This window comes from Pseudoalteromonas sp. S4492, from assembly GCF_005886115.1.
Classification (GTDB): Bacteria; Pseudomonadota; Gammaproteobacteria; order Enterobacterales; family Alteromonadaceae; genus Pseudoalteromonas; species Pseudoalteromonas gelatinilytica.
In genome coordinates, this window is the sequence record NZ_PNCP01000029.1 from 67662 (window position 1) to 84249 (window position 16588).

12 protein-coding genes are annotated in these 16588 nt (G+C 40.0%); 5 read left to right on the top strand and 7 right to left on the bottom strand.

Annotated elements, in window-relative coordinates; genetic code table 11:
* Nucleotides 1-139: 139 nt before the first annotated feature.
* The 3 genes from CWC28_RS09185 to CWC28_RS09195 all read right to left on the bottom strand — a co-directional run bounded on the left by CWC28_RS09185 (nucleotide 140) and on the right by CWC28_RS09195 (nucleotide 3135).
* A complete protein-coding gene (locus CWC28_RS09185) occupies nucleotides 140-832 on the bottom strand; it encodes a substrate-binding periplasmic protein (protein WP_138625036.1) in 693 nt (230 codons plus the stop codon).
* A 124-nt stretch (nucleotides 833-956) separates the two neighbouring features.
* On the bottom strand, nucleotides 957-2066 hold the full coding sequence (locus CWC28_RS09190) for an arginase family protein (RefSeq protein ID WP_138625037.1): 1110 nt from the start codon (nucleotides 2064-2066) through the stop codon (nucleotides 957-959).
* 289 nt (nucleotides 2067-2355) lie between these two features.
* Nucleotides 2356-3135, bottom strand: coding sequence for a DUF2189 domain-containing protein (locus CWC28_RS09195; RefSeq protein ID WP_138625038.1), 780 nt, complete (start codon nucleotides 3133-3135; stop codon nucleotides 2356-2358).
* Between the two features lie 145 nt (nucleotides 3136-3280).
* Between CWC28_RS09195 and udp the strand changes: the two genes are divergently transcribed.
* Entirely contained in the window at nucleotides 3281-4036 is a 756-nt protein-coding gene (udp, locus tag CWC28_RS09200) for a uridine phosphorylase (protein WP_105173396.1), read from the top strand.
* Here udp and cdd read toward each other — a convergent pair.
* Both cdd and CWC28_RS09210 read right to left on the bottom strand, forming a co-directional pair.
* The gene (gene cdd / locus CWC28_RS09205; protein ID WP_063703622.1) at nucleotides 4033-4965 is read right to left on the bottom strand and encodes a cytidine deaminase; all 933 of its coding nucleotides are present in this window, start codon (nucleotides 4963-4965) and stop codon (nucleotides 4033-4035) included. The genes udp and cdd overlap by 4 nt on opposite strands.
* A gap of 165 nt (nucleotides 4966-5130) precedes the next feature.
* On the bottom strand, nucleotides 5131-5499 hold the full coding sequence (locus tag CWC28_RS09210; RefSeq protein ID WP_063703620.1) for a hypothetical protein: 369 nt from the start codon (nucleotides 5497-5499) through the stop codon (nucleotides 5131-5133).
* A gap of 340 nt (nucleotides 5500-5839) precedes the next feature.
* Between CWC28_RS09210 and CWC28_RS09215 the strand changes: the two genes are divergently transcribed.
* Nucleotides 5840-7879 carry an ATP-binding protein gene (locus CWC28_RS09215; protein ID WP_158685543.1) on the top strand — a complete coding sequence of 680 codons (2040 nt, stop codon included), beginning with the start codon at nucleotides 5840-5842 and terminating at the stop codon, nucleotides 7877-7879.
* On the opposite strand, the gene ppc is transcribed toward CWC28_RS09215, so the two are convergent.
* Nucleotides 7876-10521 carry a phosphoenolpyruvate carboxylase gene (gene ppc / locus CWC28_RS09220; protein WP_063703615.1) on the bottom strand — a complete coding sequence of 882 codons (2646 nt, stop codon included), beginning with the start codon at nucleotides 10519-10521 and terminating at the stop codon, nucleotides 7876-7878. The genes CWC28_RS09215 and ppc overlap by 4 nt on opposite strands.
* A 423-nt stretch (nucleotides 10522-10944) precedes the next feature.
* On the opposite strand from ppc, the gene CWC28_RS09225 reads away from it, so the two are divergent.
* Nucleotides 10945-11691: an SDR family NAD(P)-dependent oxidoreductase gene (locus CWC28_RS09225; RefSeq protein WP_138625039.1), complete on the top strand. Its 747-nt coding sequence runs from the start codon at nucleotides 10945-10947 to the stop codon at nucleotides 11689-11691.
* Between the two features lie 10 nt (nucleotides 11692-11701).
* Nucleotides 11702-12310: a flavin reductase family protein gene (locus tag CWC28_RS09230; protein ID WP_105180269.1), complete on the top strand. Its 609-nt coding sequence runs from the start codon at nucleotides 11702-11704 to the stop codon at nucleotides 12308-12310.
* Between the two features lie 15 nt (nucleotides 12311-12325).
* Here the strand turns inward: CWC28_RS09230 and CWC28_RS09235 are convergent, their stop codons facing one another.
* Complete coding sequence (locus tag CWC28_RS09235; RefSeq protein WP_138625040.1) at nucleotides 12326-13405, bottom strand: M24 family metallopeptidase; 1080 nt, start codon at nucleotides 13403-13405, stop codon at nucleotides 12326-12328.
* Nucleotides 13406-13534: 129 nt separating this feature from the next.
* On the opposite strand from CWC28_RS09235, the gene CWC28_RS09240 reads away from it, so the two are divergent.
* On the top strand, nucleotides 13535-14755 hold the full coding sequence (locus CWC28_RS09240) for a M24 family metallopeptidase (RefSeq protein WP_105180323.1): 1221 nt from the start codon (nucleotides 13535-13537) through the stop codon (nucleotides 14753-14755).
* Nucleotides 14756-16588: the final 1833 nt, after the last annotated feature.

Below are 16588 nucleotides of genomic sequence, written 5' to 3' on the forward strand. Positions count from 1 at the left end.
TGTAGCTCCTAAAAATTAACCGCATTCAGAGTGTTGAATGCAAACAACTTTTTGCTCGTTTAGGCTGGCTAGAGTTTGGCGAGAATGGACAAAAAGCAGCTGATTATAGCCGCTTTATAACATTCAACAAGTGCTATTTTTAATCGTTATCAGCAAAGCCTTTGATTAACTTTTCAAGGATAGCGGGATTGATGTTTTTATTACACGCAAAGTATAACTGTGGTGTCCCAACGGGCAGTTTTAATATAGGTTTTAAATCTTCAAGCGTATTATCGCCATCGCGTTCATGTTTAAACTGTTCATCACTGAGGATGACTAAATCAATGCTTGAGCGTCTGCTTTTAAGTACATCGTAAATGTTGTCAAAGCTATCAAGTAAGATCAGCTGATTACGCTCATCAAAGCCATTGTCTTTTAAATAGATGTGTGAATAGTTATTTTTTAAAACTGCAATTCGGTATTTTTTAGCTTCATCTAAGTTAGCTATTTTTACTTGATCAGATTTAAATGAATAGAATGACGCCGAAAAACCACCAATTTGCGCTACCCAAGAGAATTTATCCTCGCGCGCAGGCAGCCTCGCCATAGAAAAAATGCAGGTACTGCTGTCTCTTAATGCTGCATTGTACGAAATTGACCAAGTGTTTACTGAAATATCATATTCCACGCCACTTTTAGCTAAACCTGATTTTACTTTATCAACCACAGTGCCGGTTAATACACCGTTTTCATCTAGGTATTGAAAATTAGGGAAGTTTTCGGTCACTACAGTAATTGCTGCAAAACATGGATGCAGAAAAAGCAGCAATGACAGGGCTAAAATTGTGCGCATAGTGAGCGATACCAAATAAATTATAATTATTTTTTATAATAATATAGCTCGAAGTTGCGGATATTGAAATATTATTTAGTGAAAAGGAATGAGCGAAAACAGGGTGTTTCCGCTCTAGAGTCAATTACTTATTCATTGCATTAATTAAAAACGCTGAAATTTTAGCACCTTCTCTTAGCGTTGTTTCAGAGCTTGTTTGACCAATTAATGAACTGTCCGTAAATGGCGCAATTTCCATCATATCAGCACCTGTAATTGGGAACTCGTCAGCCAATGCAACTAAAATGTCTAAGGCATGCTCTGGTGTTAAACCTCCTGCTTCTGGTGTGCCAGTCGCTGAAGCAAAGCTTTCATCAAGTGCATCAATGTCAAAGCTCACATAAAGCTCATCAACGTTATCAGCTTTAAGCTGTGCAATGACTTCTTCGGCAACCGCTTTAGCACCACGCTCGATGATTTCGTGTGCCCAATGTTGCTTAACACCAAAGGTATCTTCCCAATGTTGCTTTGGTTTACCACTTGATCGGATACCAAATTGAATCAAGTTACGTGGTGCTGGTAAATATTCAAGAATATGTGTACACCACGAACCAAAGCATAAATCGATACCTAAACGCTCTACTAATAAATCGGTATGAGCATCAAAATGAATGATAGCTGTGCGTTTGCCCGCATCACGCTTTGCTTTTAAGTAGGCTTTAGTTAACGGGTAGCTGATTGAATGGTCGCCGCCAATACCGAAAATGCCCTTTTCTGGGTAATTTGCATAAAAGCCATCACATACATCTTCAGTGATAGACAAAGGCGATACATGGTATTCGCTGTTTTCATCAGCATAGAGTGCTTTTTGACAGTTTGTAATAGTCGCATCGTTAAGGTATTTATCATGCAGTAAATGTGGGATCACACGTACATCGCCTAAATCAAAGGCACGCGCTTGTGGCTGCTGATCAATTAAAGTAGAGCGTAAAAATAGTGGGCCCCAGTTAGCACCACGTAAAATACCACCACCACAGTCAGAGCTAATACCTAAAATCACCGCTTTGTGCTCAGAGTCAGCAAGTGTTTCGAGGGACTCTTTCCACAGCACATAAACATTATCTGTTTGACCATATAATTTAGTACGTAATGCATCTTTACGCTCTTTTGCTGTATTTACAGTAAATACGCCATCTCCTGGAGGACAAAGACACTGACTTAGTTTTTCGTGGAATGCTTTTTGTGTGTTACTCATCTCTACTCCGCTGATCATTGTCTGCATATTCATGCGTAAGCAAAAAACTTACGCAATCAGGATTGTATTGTGTTTAGTTCGTTGTGTCTCAATAAACACCTAAAAAACAAAACATATAACATACTGATATTAAAGAGTTATAATTTTAATGCAGAAGAATTTAAACTGCTCTAGTTAAATAAGAGCGCTGTATTTTGGCAGGTATAACATGCGCGAAAAGAAAGTCAAATTTTACGGCAACCCACTCGGTTGCCGCATTAGATTTATATTCAGACAGAGTGAATACTCATTATTCGTAGCCTCTTGGCTTCTTAGTTTTGATCACCGCAATATAGGCATGCCAACTGGCATAACTAAGTAACGGCATGATTACGATAAATCCGGCAGTGCCTGTAATAAAGCCGACAAACACCAAACACAAAATCAAGCCAGCCCAAACTATCATGGCACCCGCATTTGTTTTAACGGCATTAATAGACGATATTACCGCAGTCATAATATCAACACGGCGCTCCATCATAATTTGCGGTGTGAAAGCAGAGATAGCAAATACAGCCACCAGTAAGATACCCCCTACAATACTACCGAGTGTTAAAAACGCCGATAGCTGCTCAAAACTGGGATTAACAACATTTGGATATAACGCATGAATAAGCGCTGCTAAGCGCATCCAGACGATCATAATCACCATTAATAACACGGCAAAGCCCCACTCACCTGCAGGATTCCTAAACATTGATTTCAAACTGTGCATTAATGTTGGTTTATGGCCTTTCTCAAGTTCCCAGGCAACATCGTATAGGCCGGCAGCAAAGGCAGGGCCAATGAGCGCAAAACCAACCACCGCAGGCAAAATAACTAAGTGTGTATCAAACTGATAAACAAAATACATTATCGTTGCAGGTATCAGCGTAAAAATTAATCCGTAGACTAAACTAAGTATGGGCGCATTCGCGATATCTTTAAATGCAAGTGCTAACCAATGAAAAGGCGCACTCATTGAAATGTGTGAGCTTTCTAAACAACGTGCAAACTCATGATGTTTACTCATAGAAGATGAAGCAGCCATAATATATCCTCTTTTATCGTGACATCTTTAGGTTTAGGTTATCTGTGCAATTCTTGCAACATTCGTAATCTAATAGGACATCTGTCCTGTACTTTGAACACATATGATTAAAGTATTACGCTTTAGACAAAAATAAGGTTTAATAATGGAAAAGGTATTTCACTTAGGGCTTACTCGTCAGGACTTAAACGGCGCAACCCTTGCGATTGTCCCAGGCGATCCTGACCGCTCAGCACGCATTTCAACTCTTCTCGATAACCCAGAATGCTTAGCGAAGACCCGTGAATTTCATGTATACCGTGGTGAACTTAATGGCCACAGCGTTGTTGTTTGTTCAACTGGTATTGGTGGTCCATCAACCTCTATCGCTGTTGAAGAGCTTGCACAGCTAGGTATTGATACCTTTTTGCGTATTGGCACGACCGGTGCAATTCAGCCACACATTAACGAAGGCGACATTTTAATTAGCCAAGCCTCTGTACGTTTAGATGGTGCAAGCCAGCACTTCGCTCCTCTGAGCTTCCCTGCAGTGTCTGATTTCTTTGCCACTCAAGCGATGGTCAATGCGTGTGATAAATTAGGCATTAACTTCCATATTGGTATTACTGCATCAAGTGACACCTTCTACCCTGGTCAAGAGCGTTACGATACCTATTCAGGTTATGTACCACGAGCTTTCCAAGGTAGCTGCGAAGAATGGCAAAAGTTAGGTGTGATGAACTATGAAATGGAATCAGCGACTCTGTTTACTATGTGCGCGGCACTCGGTTTGCGTGCAGCGTGTGTTGCAGGTGTATTAGTAAATCGTACTAAACAAGAAATCCCTAATGTTGACCACGGCGAGATTGAGAAAAAATCAGTCGCCGTCGTCATCGAAGCTGCAAAACTATTACTTAATTAAACGTTACTTAGTTTCGCAATATAGTGCTCAAATGCTGGTGGGTTTGCAAAGCTTGCCAGCACACTTTTAGCCACCTCATACTGATTTTCTGCGCCTTGCGTTTCGAGTAAGGTAATCGCTTTTACACACTTATCATCAAAAGTTAAGCCCGCAAGGTAAAACTGACTCAATGCACTTTGTAGTGGAGATAGGCTTGGACTATACGCTGCATTTTCGGCATAGCTGCCGTAAAAGTCACCTTCATCAAAAGTCGTTAATTTCACCGCACTAAAATTACCTGTGTATGGCACGTATGCATTGAGTGCCAATGCAACAAGTTTAGGGTCATCAATCGTAAGATCAGTAAATTGTTTATCACTTTGCTTATGTGAGAATAAACACGCTTCATTACCTAAATCTTTTGGGCCAAATGAATAAGGGAGTAACTCGTGCAAATTAAAATCACGCTCTGGTAATAAAATTTCCAATGAATCTGCGGTGCTCAATTCATTCATAAATTGGCGGCAGTAACCACAGGGTGCATCACTGATTGCGATCCTTTGCACTGCTTGCGCACCATTAAGCCACGCATTATTAATCGCTGATTGCTCAGCATGAACGACTAAACTTAATGCTTGATGAGAAAACTCAACATTCGCACCAAAATAGAAATTTGTTTCGCCTTGCTTGTTTAACCCTACTGCAATCGCGCCCACATAAAACTTTGAAATTGGTGCGACAGAAAATAAACTTGCGACGGGTACGCAGGCTTTTAGTAACTCAAGTTGACTCACTTGAAACTGCTGACAAAGAGAAGAAATATCTGTTTGAGATAAGATGCCACGTTGCTTTTTAAGCTGGGCAAATAGCGTGTTTTTTTGTTGTTCATTGAAGCTAAACGTCTCTGATTTTAGAGCGTTTTCGCTTGCATCAATCCTAGTTGCTGTCATAACAAATTATAATTATTAATTGGCTAAACAGTTTAAAAGGTTACGTGGTGAATTACTAGGTTTTGCGCTTAATCGTCTCGATAATTAGCACAGCAAAAGCTGATAAATCACCGTATTTGTAAGCTCAGATATACACAAAATTATGAGCCATGCTAGTTCGACGATTTATTGACGAACTAGCCAGTTTTTTGCCTTGTTAAAACATTCAAAGTTTTCTGCTTGCAGGTTATAGCGCTTTGCTTTTTGCACAAATAAGTCGTGCATAAAACCATCAAAGCTAACTACAATAGCTAAAACCGCTTGTTTTAATGAATTAGCGATCACAGGCATGATGGTAAACAAATCAGCCGGTGCAAAATCATGAGTCAATTCAGACACATCAACAAGAATTTTTTCTGACCCATATAATACAGAATATTGGTGGGCAATTTGATAAAAATTAATCACATCCTGTGCACTTGCAGTCCCTCTTAACGTCATCATAACGAGTGACGTCGATGCATCATATGTAATGCAAGTAGACACGTTTGGCATAAGTTACTCTAAAAAAGCGTGGGTATTGATTTTTGGCTTAACAGTAGCTGAATCAAAAAGCTGGGCTATTTTATTGATATCGCCCCCCTAGTCAATACCTAGCAAAAAAATAGGTATGACCAGTCATTAATTTCAGATTTTAGGATTAGTTTTAGTTTAATTACTTGTTAGCTGAATTCATCTTTCGTTTACTTTATACACAAGTATGAGTTTTCCTTTCCTAGATTAAGCTTTTTCAGATAAACCTCTATTTAGTTAAAATTTATAATATTTAGCGTTATTTAGGCAGCAAAATGGGTGAGTGTTTTTTGCACTCATTTATGAAATGGATTGGTGTGTCATGAAAACGCGTTTGGTTTTACTATTTAGCTTTATGCTGTTGATTTTTATAAATACAACAGAATGTAATGCAATGCCGACAGATGAATTTGAGGAGCTCAGAAACTCTATCAGACTCAGCTATGCAGACTCACCTCTTGACGGGCTAAAGTTTGTCAATGCACTGATTGAGACCACCGACCTTACATTAGAACAAAAGATTATTGTTACTAATTACAAAGCGTGGTTTTTACTTGAAACAGAGCAATTAGAATCCGCCATGGAAACCATTGTTAAGTATATGAATATGGTTTCACAATCCAATGAAAAAGACTTGATGTATGGCTATTTCAATATTTCTGGGGGCATTTATGCGCGCCTTGGCCTGTATGAAGAGGCCTTAGCCTATTACCGCGATGCGATGCCGTTTGCACAATCTCGTGATGAACGTTTGATCTACCAAACCGAAAACAATATTGCACTGATTAAACTCAACCTAAAGCGATATGCTGAGGCTGCAATTGCATTTGAAAAGTATCGTGACTATGCACATAACAATAAGCAAACACTCAATGAATCGTTTGCAAGTAATAACTTAGCCCTTGCTTTGATTGGCCTAAAACAATACCCAGAAGCACTTAACATTATCAATCAAGCTATGCGTTTACAAACTCAGTTTGATTACACAACGCATCTAGCGGCAAGCTTAATCTTAAAAGGAAAAGTATTACGTTTTCAGGGCTTATTAGCCGAGTCTGAGAGTGTGCTTAATGATGCGTTTAAGCTTATTGAAACGAAACAACTTGAGAGTGAACAGCTCAATATTATTCTTTGCTTAGCGCAAACTTACGAAGCGCAAGGCAACACTGATAAAGCGCTCGATATACTCGCCTCTGTCGAATCATACACGCTCAACCACGCTCACTTTGAAACCCAATTATCCATCGCAAAATTAACAGCTGAGCTTTATGAGCAAAAACAAAGCTATGCTGAAGCACTAAGTGCTTATAAACAATACTCTTTAATCAATGAAGCTATTTTAACGAGGCAAGCAAAAGTTAATTTAGCCAAAGCACTAGCTGAAGCTGATGTGGCGAGTAAAGAAGTTCGAATCTCAGAATTAACCCGTGCTGAGCAAATTAAAGCAACTAAAGCAGATGCATTTAAAGACCTCACCATAGTTGTAAGCATATGTTTAGTCGTAATTTTATCTGGCTCTTTCATCGCTATTAATAGTATCGATAAGCAAAAACAAACCCTTGCAAAAACCTTAGAACAACTAAGCGATACGCAAAATCACGTCATCGAAATTGAGAAAATAGCGTCTCTCACCGCACTTGTATCCGGTATGGCGCACCAGTTAAATACACCTATCGGCACTATCGTCACTGCCAGTTCATTAATTGATGATTATATGGAAGGTTTAGAAGAAAAGTTTAAAGCGCGTGAACTATCCAGTAAACATTTTCATAAATTCATTACCGATACCAATAGTGCAAAAGAATTGGTGATAAGCAGTATTAACCGCTTAGCCGGGATTGTTGAAGAGTTTAAAGCGTTGAATGTATCAATACATCTCGATAAACCAATGAGTAAAATTCAATTGCCTAGCTATTTAAAACACCGCTTAGCCCCCTATAGTAAGCACTTAGGGAAACAAATCGAGTTTAAAATTCATGGCGATGAAGTGGCCATTACCTCCTACCCAACTATCTTGAGTGATGTATTAAAAACTTTAGTGATTAACTCCTGTGAGCATGGCTTTATTCATTCAGATCAGGGGGTGGTCGAAGTAACTATAAAAGCCTTTACGCATGTGGTTGAAATTACCTATCAAGATAACGGTGTGGGTATCAATGATGAGATCTTGCATGAAATATTTACGCCATTTTATACAACAAATCTGGGTGGTAACCATCTAGGGCTGGGCTTAAACGTGGTATTTAATGCGGTTAAATATAATCTTAGAGGGAAAATAAGCGCCGAGTCATGTAAACACGGCGCTCGTTTTGTGATTAGCTTGCCAATCGATGCAAGGTTAATCGATGACACTAGCTATTAGCCGGTATTACGCATACCCGCAGCAATACCTGTCATAGTGATCATTAATGCATTATCAATATCACCTGCTGAGCTTTCGTCTGCTTCACGTGAACGACGCAGCAACTCAACTTGTAATAAGTTAAGTGGATCTGTGTACGGGTTTCGAAGCGCAATTGACTCTTTGATCCAAGGTTGATCAGCAAGTAAGCTCTTCTGTGGGCTTAGTGATTGAACAAGCTCAATCGCTTCGCTGAGCTCTTGACGTAGTTTTACACCAAGTGGCTTATATTGCTCTGTTACCAATGCATCATCGTAATGCGCACTTAACCAACTATCGGCTTTACTGAATACCATTTCTAGCATCTCTAAACGAGCACGGAAGAATGGCCATTTTAGGCTCATTTCGTGAAGTGTCTCGATGCCATACTTATCTAGCGCAGCTTTAAGACCGGTTAACGCACCTAACCAAGCAGGTAGCATTAAACGGTTTTGGCTCCATGCAAAAATCCATGGAATAGCACGTAGGCTCTCTACGCCACCGTTCGGATTACGCTTCGCAGGGCGAGAGCCTAGTGGCAATTTAGAAAGCTCTTGCTCTGGCGTTGCCATTCTAAAGTAAGGAACAAAATTTTCATCATGGCGCACAACTTGGCGGTAATGCTCACACGAATCAGCACTGATCAGTTCCATAACATCACGCCATTCGCTCTTCGGCTCTGGCGGTGGTAGCAGGTTACTTTCGAGTACAGCACCAGCGTAAATATTTAAGCTTTGTAGAGCAACAGCTGGTAAACCAAACTTAAAGCGGATCATCTCACCTTGCTCTGTTACACGCAGACCACCTTTTAATGAACCTGGTGGTTGTGAACGTAGTGCTTGCGCAGCTGGCGCGCCACCGCGACCAACCGTACCACCACGGCCGTGGAATAAAATAAGTTCAATACCACGCTTTTCAGCTAATTGAACAAGTTTATCCATTGCTTCATATTGTGCCCAACCAGCAGCCATCATACCTGCATCTTTTGCAGAGTCTGAGTAACCGATCATGACATTTTGTTGGTTTTGAATATGACCACGGTACCAGGTGTTATCAAGTAAACATTCGATAACATCTTTACCATTATTTAAGTCGTCTAATGTTTCAAATAATGGTGCAACCGGTAAGTTAAACTTACAACCACTTTCTTTAAGCAGTAACTGCACTGCCAGCACATCAGATGCAGTGCGAGCCATCGAAATAATATACAAACCAAAAGTTTGTGCATCTTGCGCTGCAATTACATCGAATGTATCAAGCACTTCTTGTACTTCTGGGCTTGGTTGCCAATGTTTTGGAATAAGCGGACGGCGCGAATTTAGCTCAGCAAGTAAGAACGCTTGTTTGTCTTCTTCTTGCCATTGATGGTAATCACCCAACCCTAAATAACGTGTTAGTTCAGAGAAAACATCACCATGACGCGACGAATCCTGACGTACATCGAGTTTAGCAAGACGCAGTCCAAAGCTATTTATACGACGCAGCACATCAAGCAGCAAGCCATCGGCAACCACTTTCATGTTGGTCTTAATAAGCGAGCGATAACACACTTCGATTGGGTGCTTGATTTGTGCAATATCTTTGATTAAATCTTCAGAATCGGTGCGCTTTTTCTTAATTTTTGCACCTAAATGGGTCACTGTTTCAGCAATTTGATTCTTTAGATTTTTAAGTACGGCACGATAAGGTTCAAAGTCTTGGCCTGCAAGTTCAATAAGCTCATCACTTGCATCAGACATTGATAACTCATTGCTTAGCGTTTCAATATCACGCGAATACAAATCAAGCGCCATCCAACGACCGTGATCGAGCACTTGTTGAGTCACTTCAGCGGTAACGAACGGGTTACCATCACGGTCACCGCCCATCCACGACGTAAACTCAATTGGGCTGTAATCAATCGGTAATTCTAAATCAAGCTCGGCTTTTACATCGTCGCTAAATTCTCGTAAGAAGCGAGGTACTGCATGCCATAAGCTATTTTCTATAACCGCAAAGCCCCATTTAGCTTCGTCGATTGGCGTTGGGCGTGAACGACGAATATCGTCGGTATGCCACGCTTGGCTTATTAGCTGAGCAATACGGTTTAATAAGTCAGCACGCTCACTAGGTAAATTGTCTTTACGCTCGAGTGATGCAAGACAATCACTCAATTCAACGTGTTTGTTAATCATAGTACGACGCGTCACCTCTGTTGGGTGTGCGGTGAGTACAAGGTTTATGTGGAGTTTTGAGAGTGTTTGTGCCAAGTGATTAGGGTCAACCTGACCATGCTTTGTTGCTGTTGCTAACGCTTTTAATGTTTGAGTGAGAGGGTTTAGTTGGCAAAAACCAACATCATTAAAGCGTGAAACGGTATGAAATTGTTCTGCAACATTAGCAAGATTCAAAAAATGATTAAATGAGCGTGCAACCGGTAATAGTTCTTCATCTGTGAGAGCGTGTAGTACATCGATAAGCGCTTTTCTGTCGGCTTCGTTACCACTACGTGACGATTTAGATAAAGCACGAATTTCTTCTACCTTATCTAAAATGGCTTGTCCTTGTGCATCTTTAATGGTTTGACCCAGCATTTGTCCAAGCATACTAACATTACCGCGAAGTGCAGCGTATTGTTCACTCATTCTCATACTCCTTTCTTTTACTAAGTTGAAAGTACTTACTGCACAGTATTTAACCTAGCACGAACGCAGCTAAATACTGATCCTTTTTATTAATATCATTGTCGGCGTTAATTTAATAGATCGAATTTTCTAACAAACTCGTAAAAAAGAATAACCAATCTCTCAACATAAAAGTGTAATAAATACGCACTCTAGTCCGGTTTATCGTTTGACGCTCAATACAATTGGTAAAATGGACTTACCAATTTAAAAGACAAAAACCGCATAAATTAAGGCATCGCTACTGTGAGTTTGGTCAAATTTTTATCCGTCTTTTTTATGTGTATTAATTGTGAGAGAAGAACAACAGCGTAATTTTTACTTTATTCAATGATGAGAATTTGAACGAAAAAAATTTTAATTATTTTTACTAGTAGGTCAAAAATGCAGCTTTATATAGTGTGTGGTGCAAGCAGTGAAATAGCGAAAGCTTATTTCACTGCACTAAAAAATCATATCCGTTGTGGTCATATTGTCACTATCAGTCGCGGTGAATTTAAGGCGACTTTTGATGAAACAGCAAACAATGAGATCAGCCACCAGCATTTTAAAACTGATTACTCAGATAAAAGCTTAAGTGGCATTGCTAAAGAACTAGCCAGTGGCCACTATGATTTAACACAACTGATGATATTTAATGGCCTACTGCATGATCCAGAGCACGTACCTGAACGTAAACTTGAACAAATATCTGAGCAACACTTTATAAACAGCATGCAGACAAACGCCCTACTGCCAATTCGCTGTGTGGCTTTATTCTCAACGCTTTTAAAGCCGCAAGTAGCTACGGTTATCTGTGCGTTGAGTGCACGTGTTGGTAGTATTAGCGATAACAAGTTAGGTGGTTGGTATAGCTACCGAGCGTCGAAGGCGGCATTAAATATGTTATTTAAATCTGCTGCGATTGAACTTAGCAGACGCTATAAAAAATGCCACTGTGCGTTATTTCACCCAGGTACCACAGATACGCCATTATCAAAGCCGTTTCAGGCTAATGTGCCCGAAGGTAAATTATTTACCCCTGAGTTTGTTACCGAGCAGCTGTATTCATTGATAAGTGATGCTGACTATTTACAACAATCACAAAACCCTGCCTACTTTGACTGGCAAGGTAAACCCATAGACTGGTAACAGGACAATTATGCATTTAACAAAGCAAGTCATTGCTGATTTAGAAAACCGCTACCGCGCCCACTTAATTAATAGTTTGTCGGGATTTAAAAGTGCCAACTTAGTTGGCACACAAGATAGTAACGGCCAAACTAACTTAGCGATTGTAAGTTCAGTATTTCATCTTGGTGCACATCCCCCTTTGGTCGGCATGATCATTAGGCCTCATTCAGTGCCTCGCCATACCCTAGAGAACTTATTAGCCACTAAGCAGTACACGATTAACCATGTGAACAAAGACATTTATAACAAAGCACATCAAACATCGGCACGCTACGATAAAGACGAGTCTGAATTTGATGCAACAGGGCTTACTACTCAATACCTAAATGACTTTACAGCGCCTTTCGTTAAAGAAAGTAAGCTTAAATATGCGCTTGAGCTGAAAGAACACCACCACCTTGCCATCAATGGTACTGAGCTGATCATAGGTGAAATAACCGATATCTATTTAGATGAGGCGTGTTTGCAAGAAGATGGCTTTGTCGATATTGAAGCCATTGGTACAGTCGCCGTGAGCGGGCTAGATAGTTACCATGTAACTGAACGTTTAGCCCGCTTAGCGTATGCTAAAAAGTAACTTTTGATTTAAGCACTAGATTATAAATGGCTTAGGGGCATGGGTTAGCACCTCAAAACCAGATTCTGTGACAACTATGTCATCTTCTAGGCGCACACCACCATAGCCTGGTAAATAAATGCCGGGCTCAATGGTGATCACATTACCAACTTCAAGGCTGTAGTCTGTCAGTGTGTTGATAAATGGCACTTCATGTAAAAATAGCCCTAAACCATGGCCAAGACCTTTGCCCGCGTATTCGCCAAAACCTGCATCAGCAATCACCTTGTTTGATATGGCATTTAAATCCAAACAATTAACTCCCGGTTTAACCATTTCAAGTGCTGCATTTTGTGCATCTAGAACAGTATTATAAATACGGGTTTGTTTTTCTGATGCTTCGCCAATAATGTAACTACGAGTCATATCAGAGCGATAGCCATTTACAACTGCACCAAAATCAAGGGTTACAAAGTCACCTTGCTTTAAAACCTGATCTGACGGGTTACCATGCGGCAAGGCTGAGCGCTCTGCAAACAGCATGATGGTGGCAAACGACATTCCTTCTGAACCAAGCTTTTGCATTCTAAATTCAAGCTCTAAGGCTAGGTCTCGCTCAGTTACACCCGGTTTAAAATAAGGCAGCGTTTGTGCTAATGCTTCATCAGCGATGGCCGCAGCAGCTTTAATTTGTGCAACTTCCCAGCTATCTTTAACGCGTCTTAGTTTTTCAATTAAACCGTTTACCGCAGTTAATGTGTGGTCGCTTAGCTCATCTGCCACACCTTGCCAAATTGCTACCGTGACATAGCTTGCATCAAATGCGACATGGCTGTTTGGGTTAAGGTGCCTGTTAATACAATGACCAAGAGTTTCGTTGTCTCTGTCTCGACAAACAACTTCAAACCCTGTTGTTTCAGCAATTGCACGTTGGTGGTATCGGTAATCAGTGATCAACACACACGCATTTTGAGTAATTAATGCATAAGCAGCATTACCGCTAAAACCACTTAAGTAACGAATATTTTCATGACCAAGTACTAACATGGCGCTGTAACCTTGTTGTTCTAGCAAGGCTTTAAATTCAGCTTGTCTTTTTAAGTAATTAACTTGCATTGTCGCTCCTTATTTTTTGCGCATGCTAACAGTTATAGCCACAAATACGAATATTATGCGATTAGTCGCAGTGAGTTTGCATCAGCTGTTTACTCAAGCCACAATGCACAAAAAACCAAGGAGTACACAATGACAACATATGGTATTGGCACACAAACGCCAGAGCAGGCGCTTGACTCTTTGTCAGATATGACAACAGATTTAACCCCTATTCAAAATGACGAGTTTCATGCGCGTATCGCAAAAGCACAAGCGTATATGCAAGCAAACAATATTGATGCAATTTATTTAAATGCAGGCACTAACCTAGCCTATTTTACAGGAATGCGTTGGTACGCAAGTGAGCGTTTAGTTGGCGCTATTTTACCTGCTAAAGGTGATGTGCAATACATAGCGCCGTTTTTTGAAATCGGCAGCTTAAATGATTTTATGGTGATTGACGGCCCAATTCGTGGTTGGCAAGAGCACGAAAACCCTTACCAATTGTGTGTTGAAGTACTGTCAGAAATGGGCATTAGCAAAACAGGCACCCTTGGTATTGATGAAAGCGCACAGTTTTTCATCTACGACGGTATTAATAAAGCGAACGGCGATTACAACATTGTTAACGCACAGTGCGTTACAGCTCACTGCCGTATGCATAAATCAGCCAATGAACTTGCCTTAATGCAACGTGCTATGGACATGACTTTAGAAGTACACAAAGCAACGGCAAGTATGCTTTATGAAGGTATCACCACCACTGAGGTTGAAGCCTTTATTAAAAAGGCGCACCAAAAAGTCGGCGCACCGGGTAACTATTTTTGTATTGTGTTATTTGGTGTTGCGTCGTCTTTCCCGCATGGCGTTAAAAACCCGCAAACCCTTAAAAAAGGTGATGTGGTACTGATTGATACTGGCTGTAAAGTACATGATTACCTCTCTGATATTACCCGTACTTATGTATTTGGTGAAGCAACCGAACGTCAACGCATGTTTTGGCAACACGAGAAAAATGCCCAACTTGCTGCTTTTGCTGCCGCAAAAATTGGTGAGCCATGTGGCAAAGTAGACGATGCTGCAAGGCAGTATCTTGCCGAAAATGGCATGGGACCTGAGTATCAAACACCAGGCTGCCCACACAGAACAGGCCATGGTATTGGTTTAGATATTCATGAATGGCCATACCTTGTGGGTGGTAACCCTACCCCACTCGCAACAGGTATGTGTTTTAGTAATGAACCTATGATTGTTGTACCTGATGAGTTTGGTATTCGCTTAGAAGATCATTTTTATATGACAGACGAAGGCCCGCGCTGGTTTACCGAGCCTGCTCATAGCATTGATGACCCATTTGGCTTAGCTAAATAAACTTAATTCAATACAAAGTAAAAAAGCGCCAAAGGCGCTTTTTTGTTGTTTAAGATTTACGGGAAAAAACTCTTCTTTGCATAGAAAAAGATTGAGTAACATGGCTCTGTAATAGAGTAACAACTTTAGTTGTAACTCGTTTCTGCCCCAAAATGAGTTAGGGTAAACTCTCTAATGGCTGCTTTTAGCGAAGCTGCCATTCAACGTATTTAATGTATAAATAATCAATTCTCGTTATGCAGTTTAAGTGGCTTCTCGTTAAAGTTTTCATAAATATTTAAGTTACTAATATACATGCTATTTTTTATGCGTGTTCTCGTAATGTAATTCTCTTCATTCTCGAATAAGTAAATTCTCGGTTATAGCGTAGCCTCAACAATTGTAAATCCTTTTAGCTATGTGTAAGTTATTAATAATTTGATTATTAAAACCGTATTTTGATAATTCTGGAAATTAACACATAGAGTGTTAACTAGAGTGTTAACGGGAATTCTCGGTAATACGCTGTTATAACCCCTGTAGTATCAGTTGAACACCATGACTATTTGCAAGAAATGTAACTCCAAAATATTCCCGAAAGCTGTTCGTTCTGGTAAGTATGTTGCGTACTTTTGTCCTGTATGTGGTATTCAGCAGAAGCGATTTGGATTAAACGAACTATATATTTTGGTTGTTTGTATTTTTCATCTATGGGCAATTGCGTTTTTCAATTATCACTTTAATTCTGGCAACATAACTTGGTCACCAATTATGTTGGGTTTAATTGGGGTTTCAGTTTGTGCATTTTTAACTTTATTGTTTAGTTTGTTTAAAATAATTACCAATAATGGTGGGAACTGGAAAATTATCAATATTATGTCTTTTTCAGTATTTTCAGGGGCAATAATTCTTGCAGCATCACAGGTGTGGGGGTTATAACAAGGCAATAATGGATGGGACGCTTAAAGCTTGGCTGGCGCTCATTCTTCGCTAAGTGTAACCAAGCAAAATCCGCCCATTATTCGGGCGTTACAGAATAAATACTATAACTCATTTATGCACATTAACGAGTGAGTAAATTGCAAAACTTGCGCATTGCTTCTGCCCCAAGACGTGTTTAGGCGAATTTTAAAAGAGCGAACATCGGCCGTTCACAATTGCTTTTCTATTTCGTCAAAGTCTATTGCTCGCATAGTCAAGAAAACGACCCAATCGCTCGTTTTTATCCTGAGGTAAAAGCGAGAACTCCTAAATTTTAATAACACTGGCCATTAGTTAGCAAGTTTGTTAAAAATAATCTAATAAGAAAAACGAGCTACGTTGTGGTAGAAAAACGCGCGATTAGCTCGCTATAAACATGTTATATGCCTATGATATTTTTGAGCCGTTCTACAGCTTTGGTGTTTCTTCTTATAAGTTTTATCATGCTATATGGTGTAGGTGAGCGCTTTTTAGGTGCATTATGGATGCTCTATAAGTTTTATGGGAGCAATGGAGAAGGGATTTCGCTTGGTGTCTCAGTGACACTTACTACTTACCTTGTCTCATTTGGTTTAATAGCTGTTTCAAGAGTTCTGTTCACCAAATCTGGTGATAAGGTTGTTTTATCACTATCCAAAGTTACGGGCTACATAGTGTGGTCTGGGCTAATACTTTTAACTATTTTGCTTGTTACACCACTAGCTCACCTTTACTCGAGATAGCGGCATATAACAAAGCAAATTAAAAGTGCGGACAAAAAACAGTTGGCTTTGTTCGTGCCTCACAAATTATAGCCAACTATTTTTAGCCGTTTATTTGCGGCGTTAGCTGTACAGGGAAATATGGTTAATTCATCGAACTTCAGAGACAAAA

Excerpts from the sequence above, each read along its gene's own strand:
- CWC28_RS09185 (WP_138625036.1), bottom strand. The coding sequence starts at position 832 with ATGCGCACAATTTTAGCCCTGTCATTGCTGCTTTTTCTGCATCCATGT.
- CWC28_RS09190 (WP_138625037.1), bottom strand. The coding sequence starts at position 2,066 with ATGAGTAACACACAAAAAGCATTCCACGAAAAACTAAGTCAGTGTCTT.
- CWC28_RS09195 (WP_138625038.1), bottom strand. The coding sequence starts at position 3,135 with ATGGCTGCTTCATCTTCTATGAGTAAACATCATGAGTTTGCACGTTGT.
- udp (WP_105173396.1), top strand. The coding sequence starts at position 3,281 with ATGGAAAAGGTATTTCACTTAGGGCTTACTCGTCAGGACTTAAACGGC.
- cdd (WP_063703622.1), bottom strand. The coding sequence starts at position 4,965 with ATGACAGCAACTAGGATTGATGCAAGCGAAAACGCTCTAAAATCAGAG.
- CWC28_RS09210 (WP_063703620.1), bottom strand. The coding sequence starts at position 5,499 with ATGCCAAACGTGTCTACTTGCATTACATATGATGCATCGACGTCACTC.
- CWC28_RS09215 (WP_158685543.1), top strand. The coding sequence starts at position 5,840 with ATGAAAACGCGTTTGGTTTTACTATTTAGCTTTATGCTGTTGATTTTT.
- ppc (WP_063703615.1), bottom strand. The coding sequence starts at position 10,521 with ATGAGTGAACAATACGCTGCACTTCGCGGTAATGTTAGTATGCTTGGA.
- CWC28_RS09225 (WP_138625039.1), top strand. The coding sequence starts at position 10,945 with ATGCAGCTTTATATAGTGTGTGGTGCAAGCAGTGAAATAGCGAAAGCT.
- CWC28_RS09230 (WP_105180269.1), top strand. The coding sequence starts at position 11,702 with ATGCATTTAACAAAGCAAGTCATTGCTGATTTAGAAAACCGCTACCGC.
- CWC28_RS09235 (WP_138625040.1), bottom strand. The coding sequence starts at position 13,405 with ATGCAAGTTAATTACTTAAAAAGACAAGCTGAATTTAAAGCCTTGCTA.
- CWC28_RS09240 (WP_105180323.1), top strand. The coding sequence starts at position 13,535 with ATGACAACATATGGTATTGGCACACAAACGCCAGAGCAGGCGCTTGAC.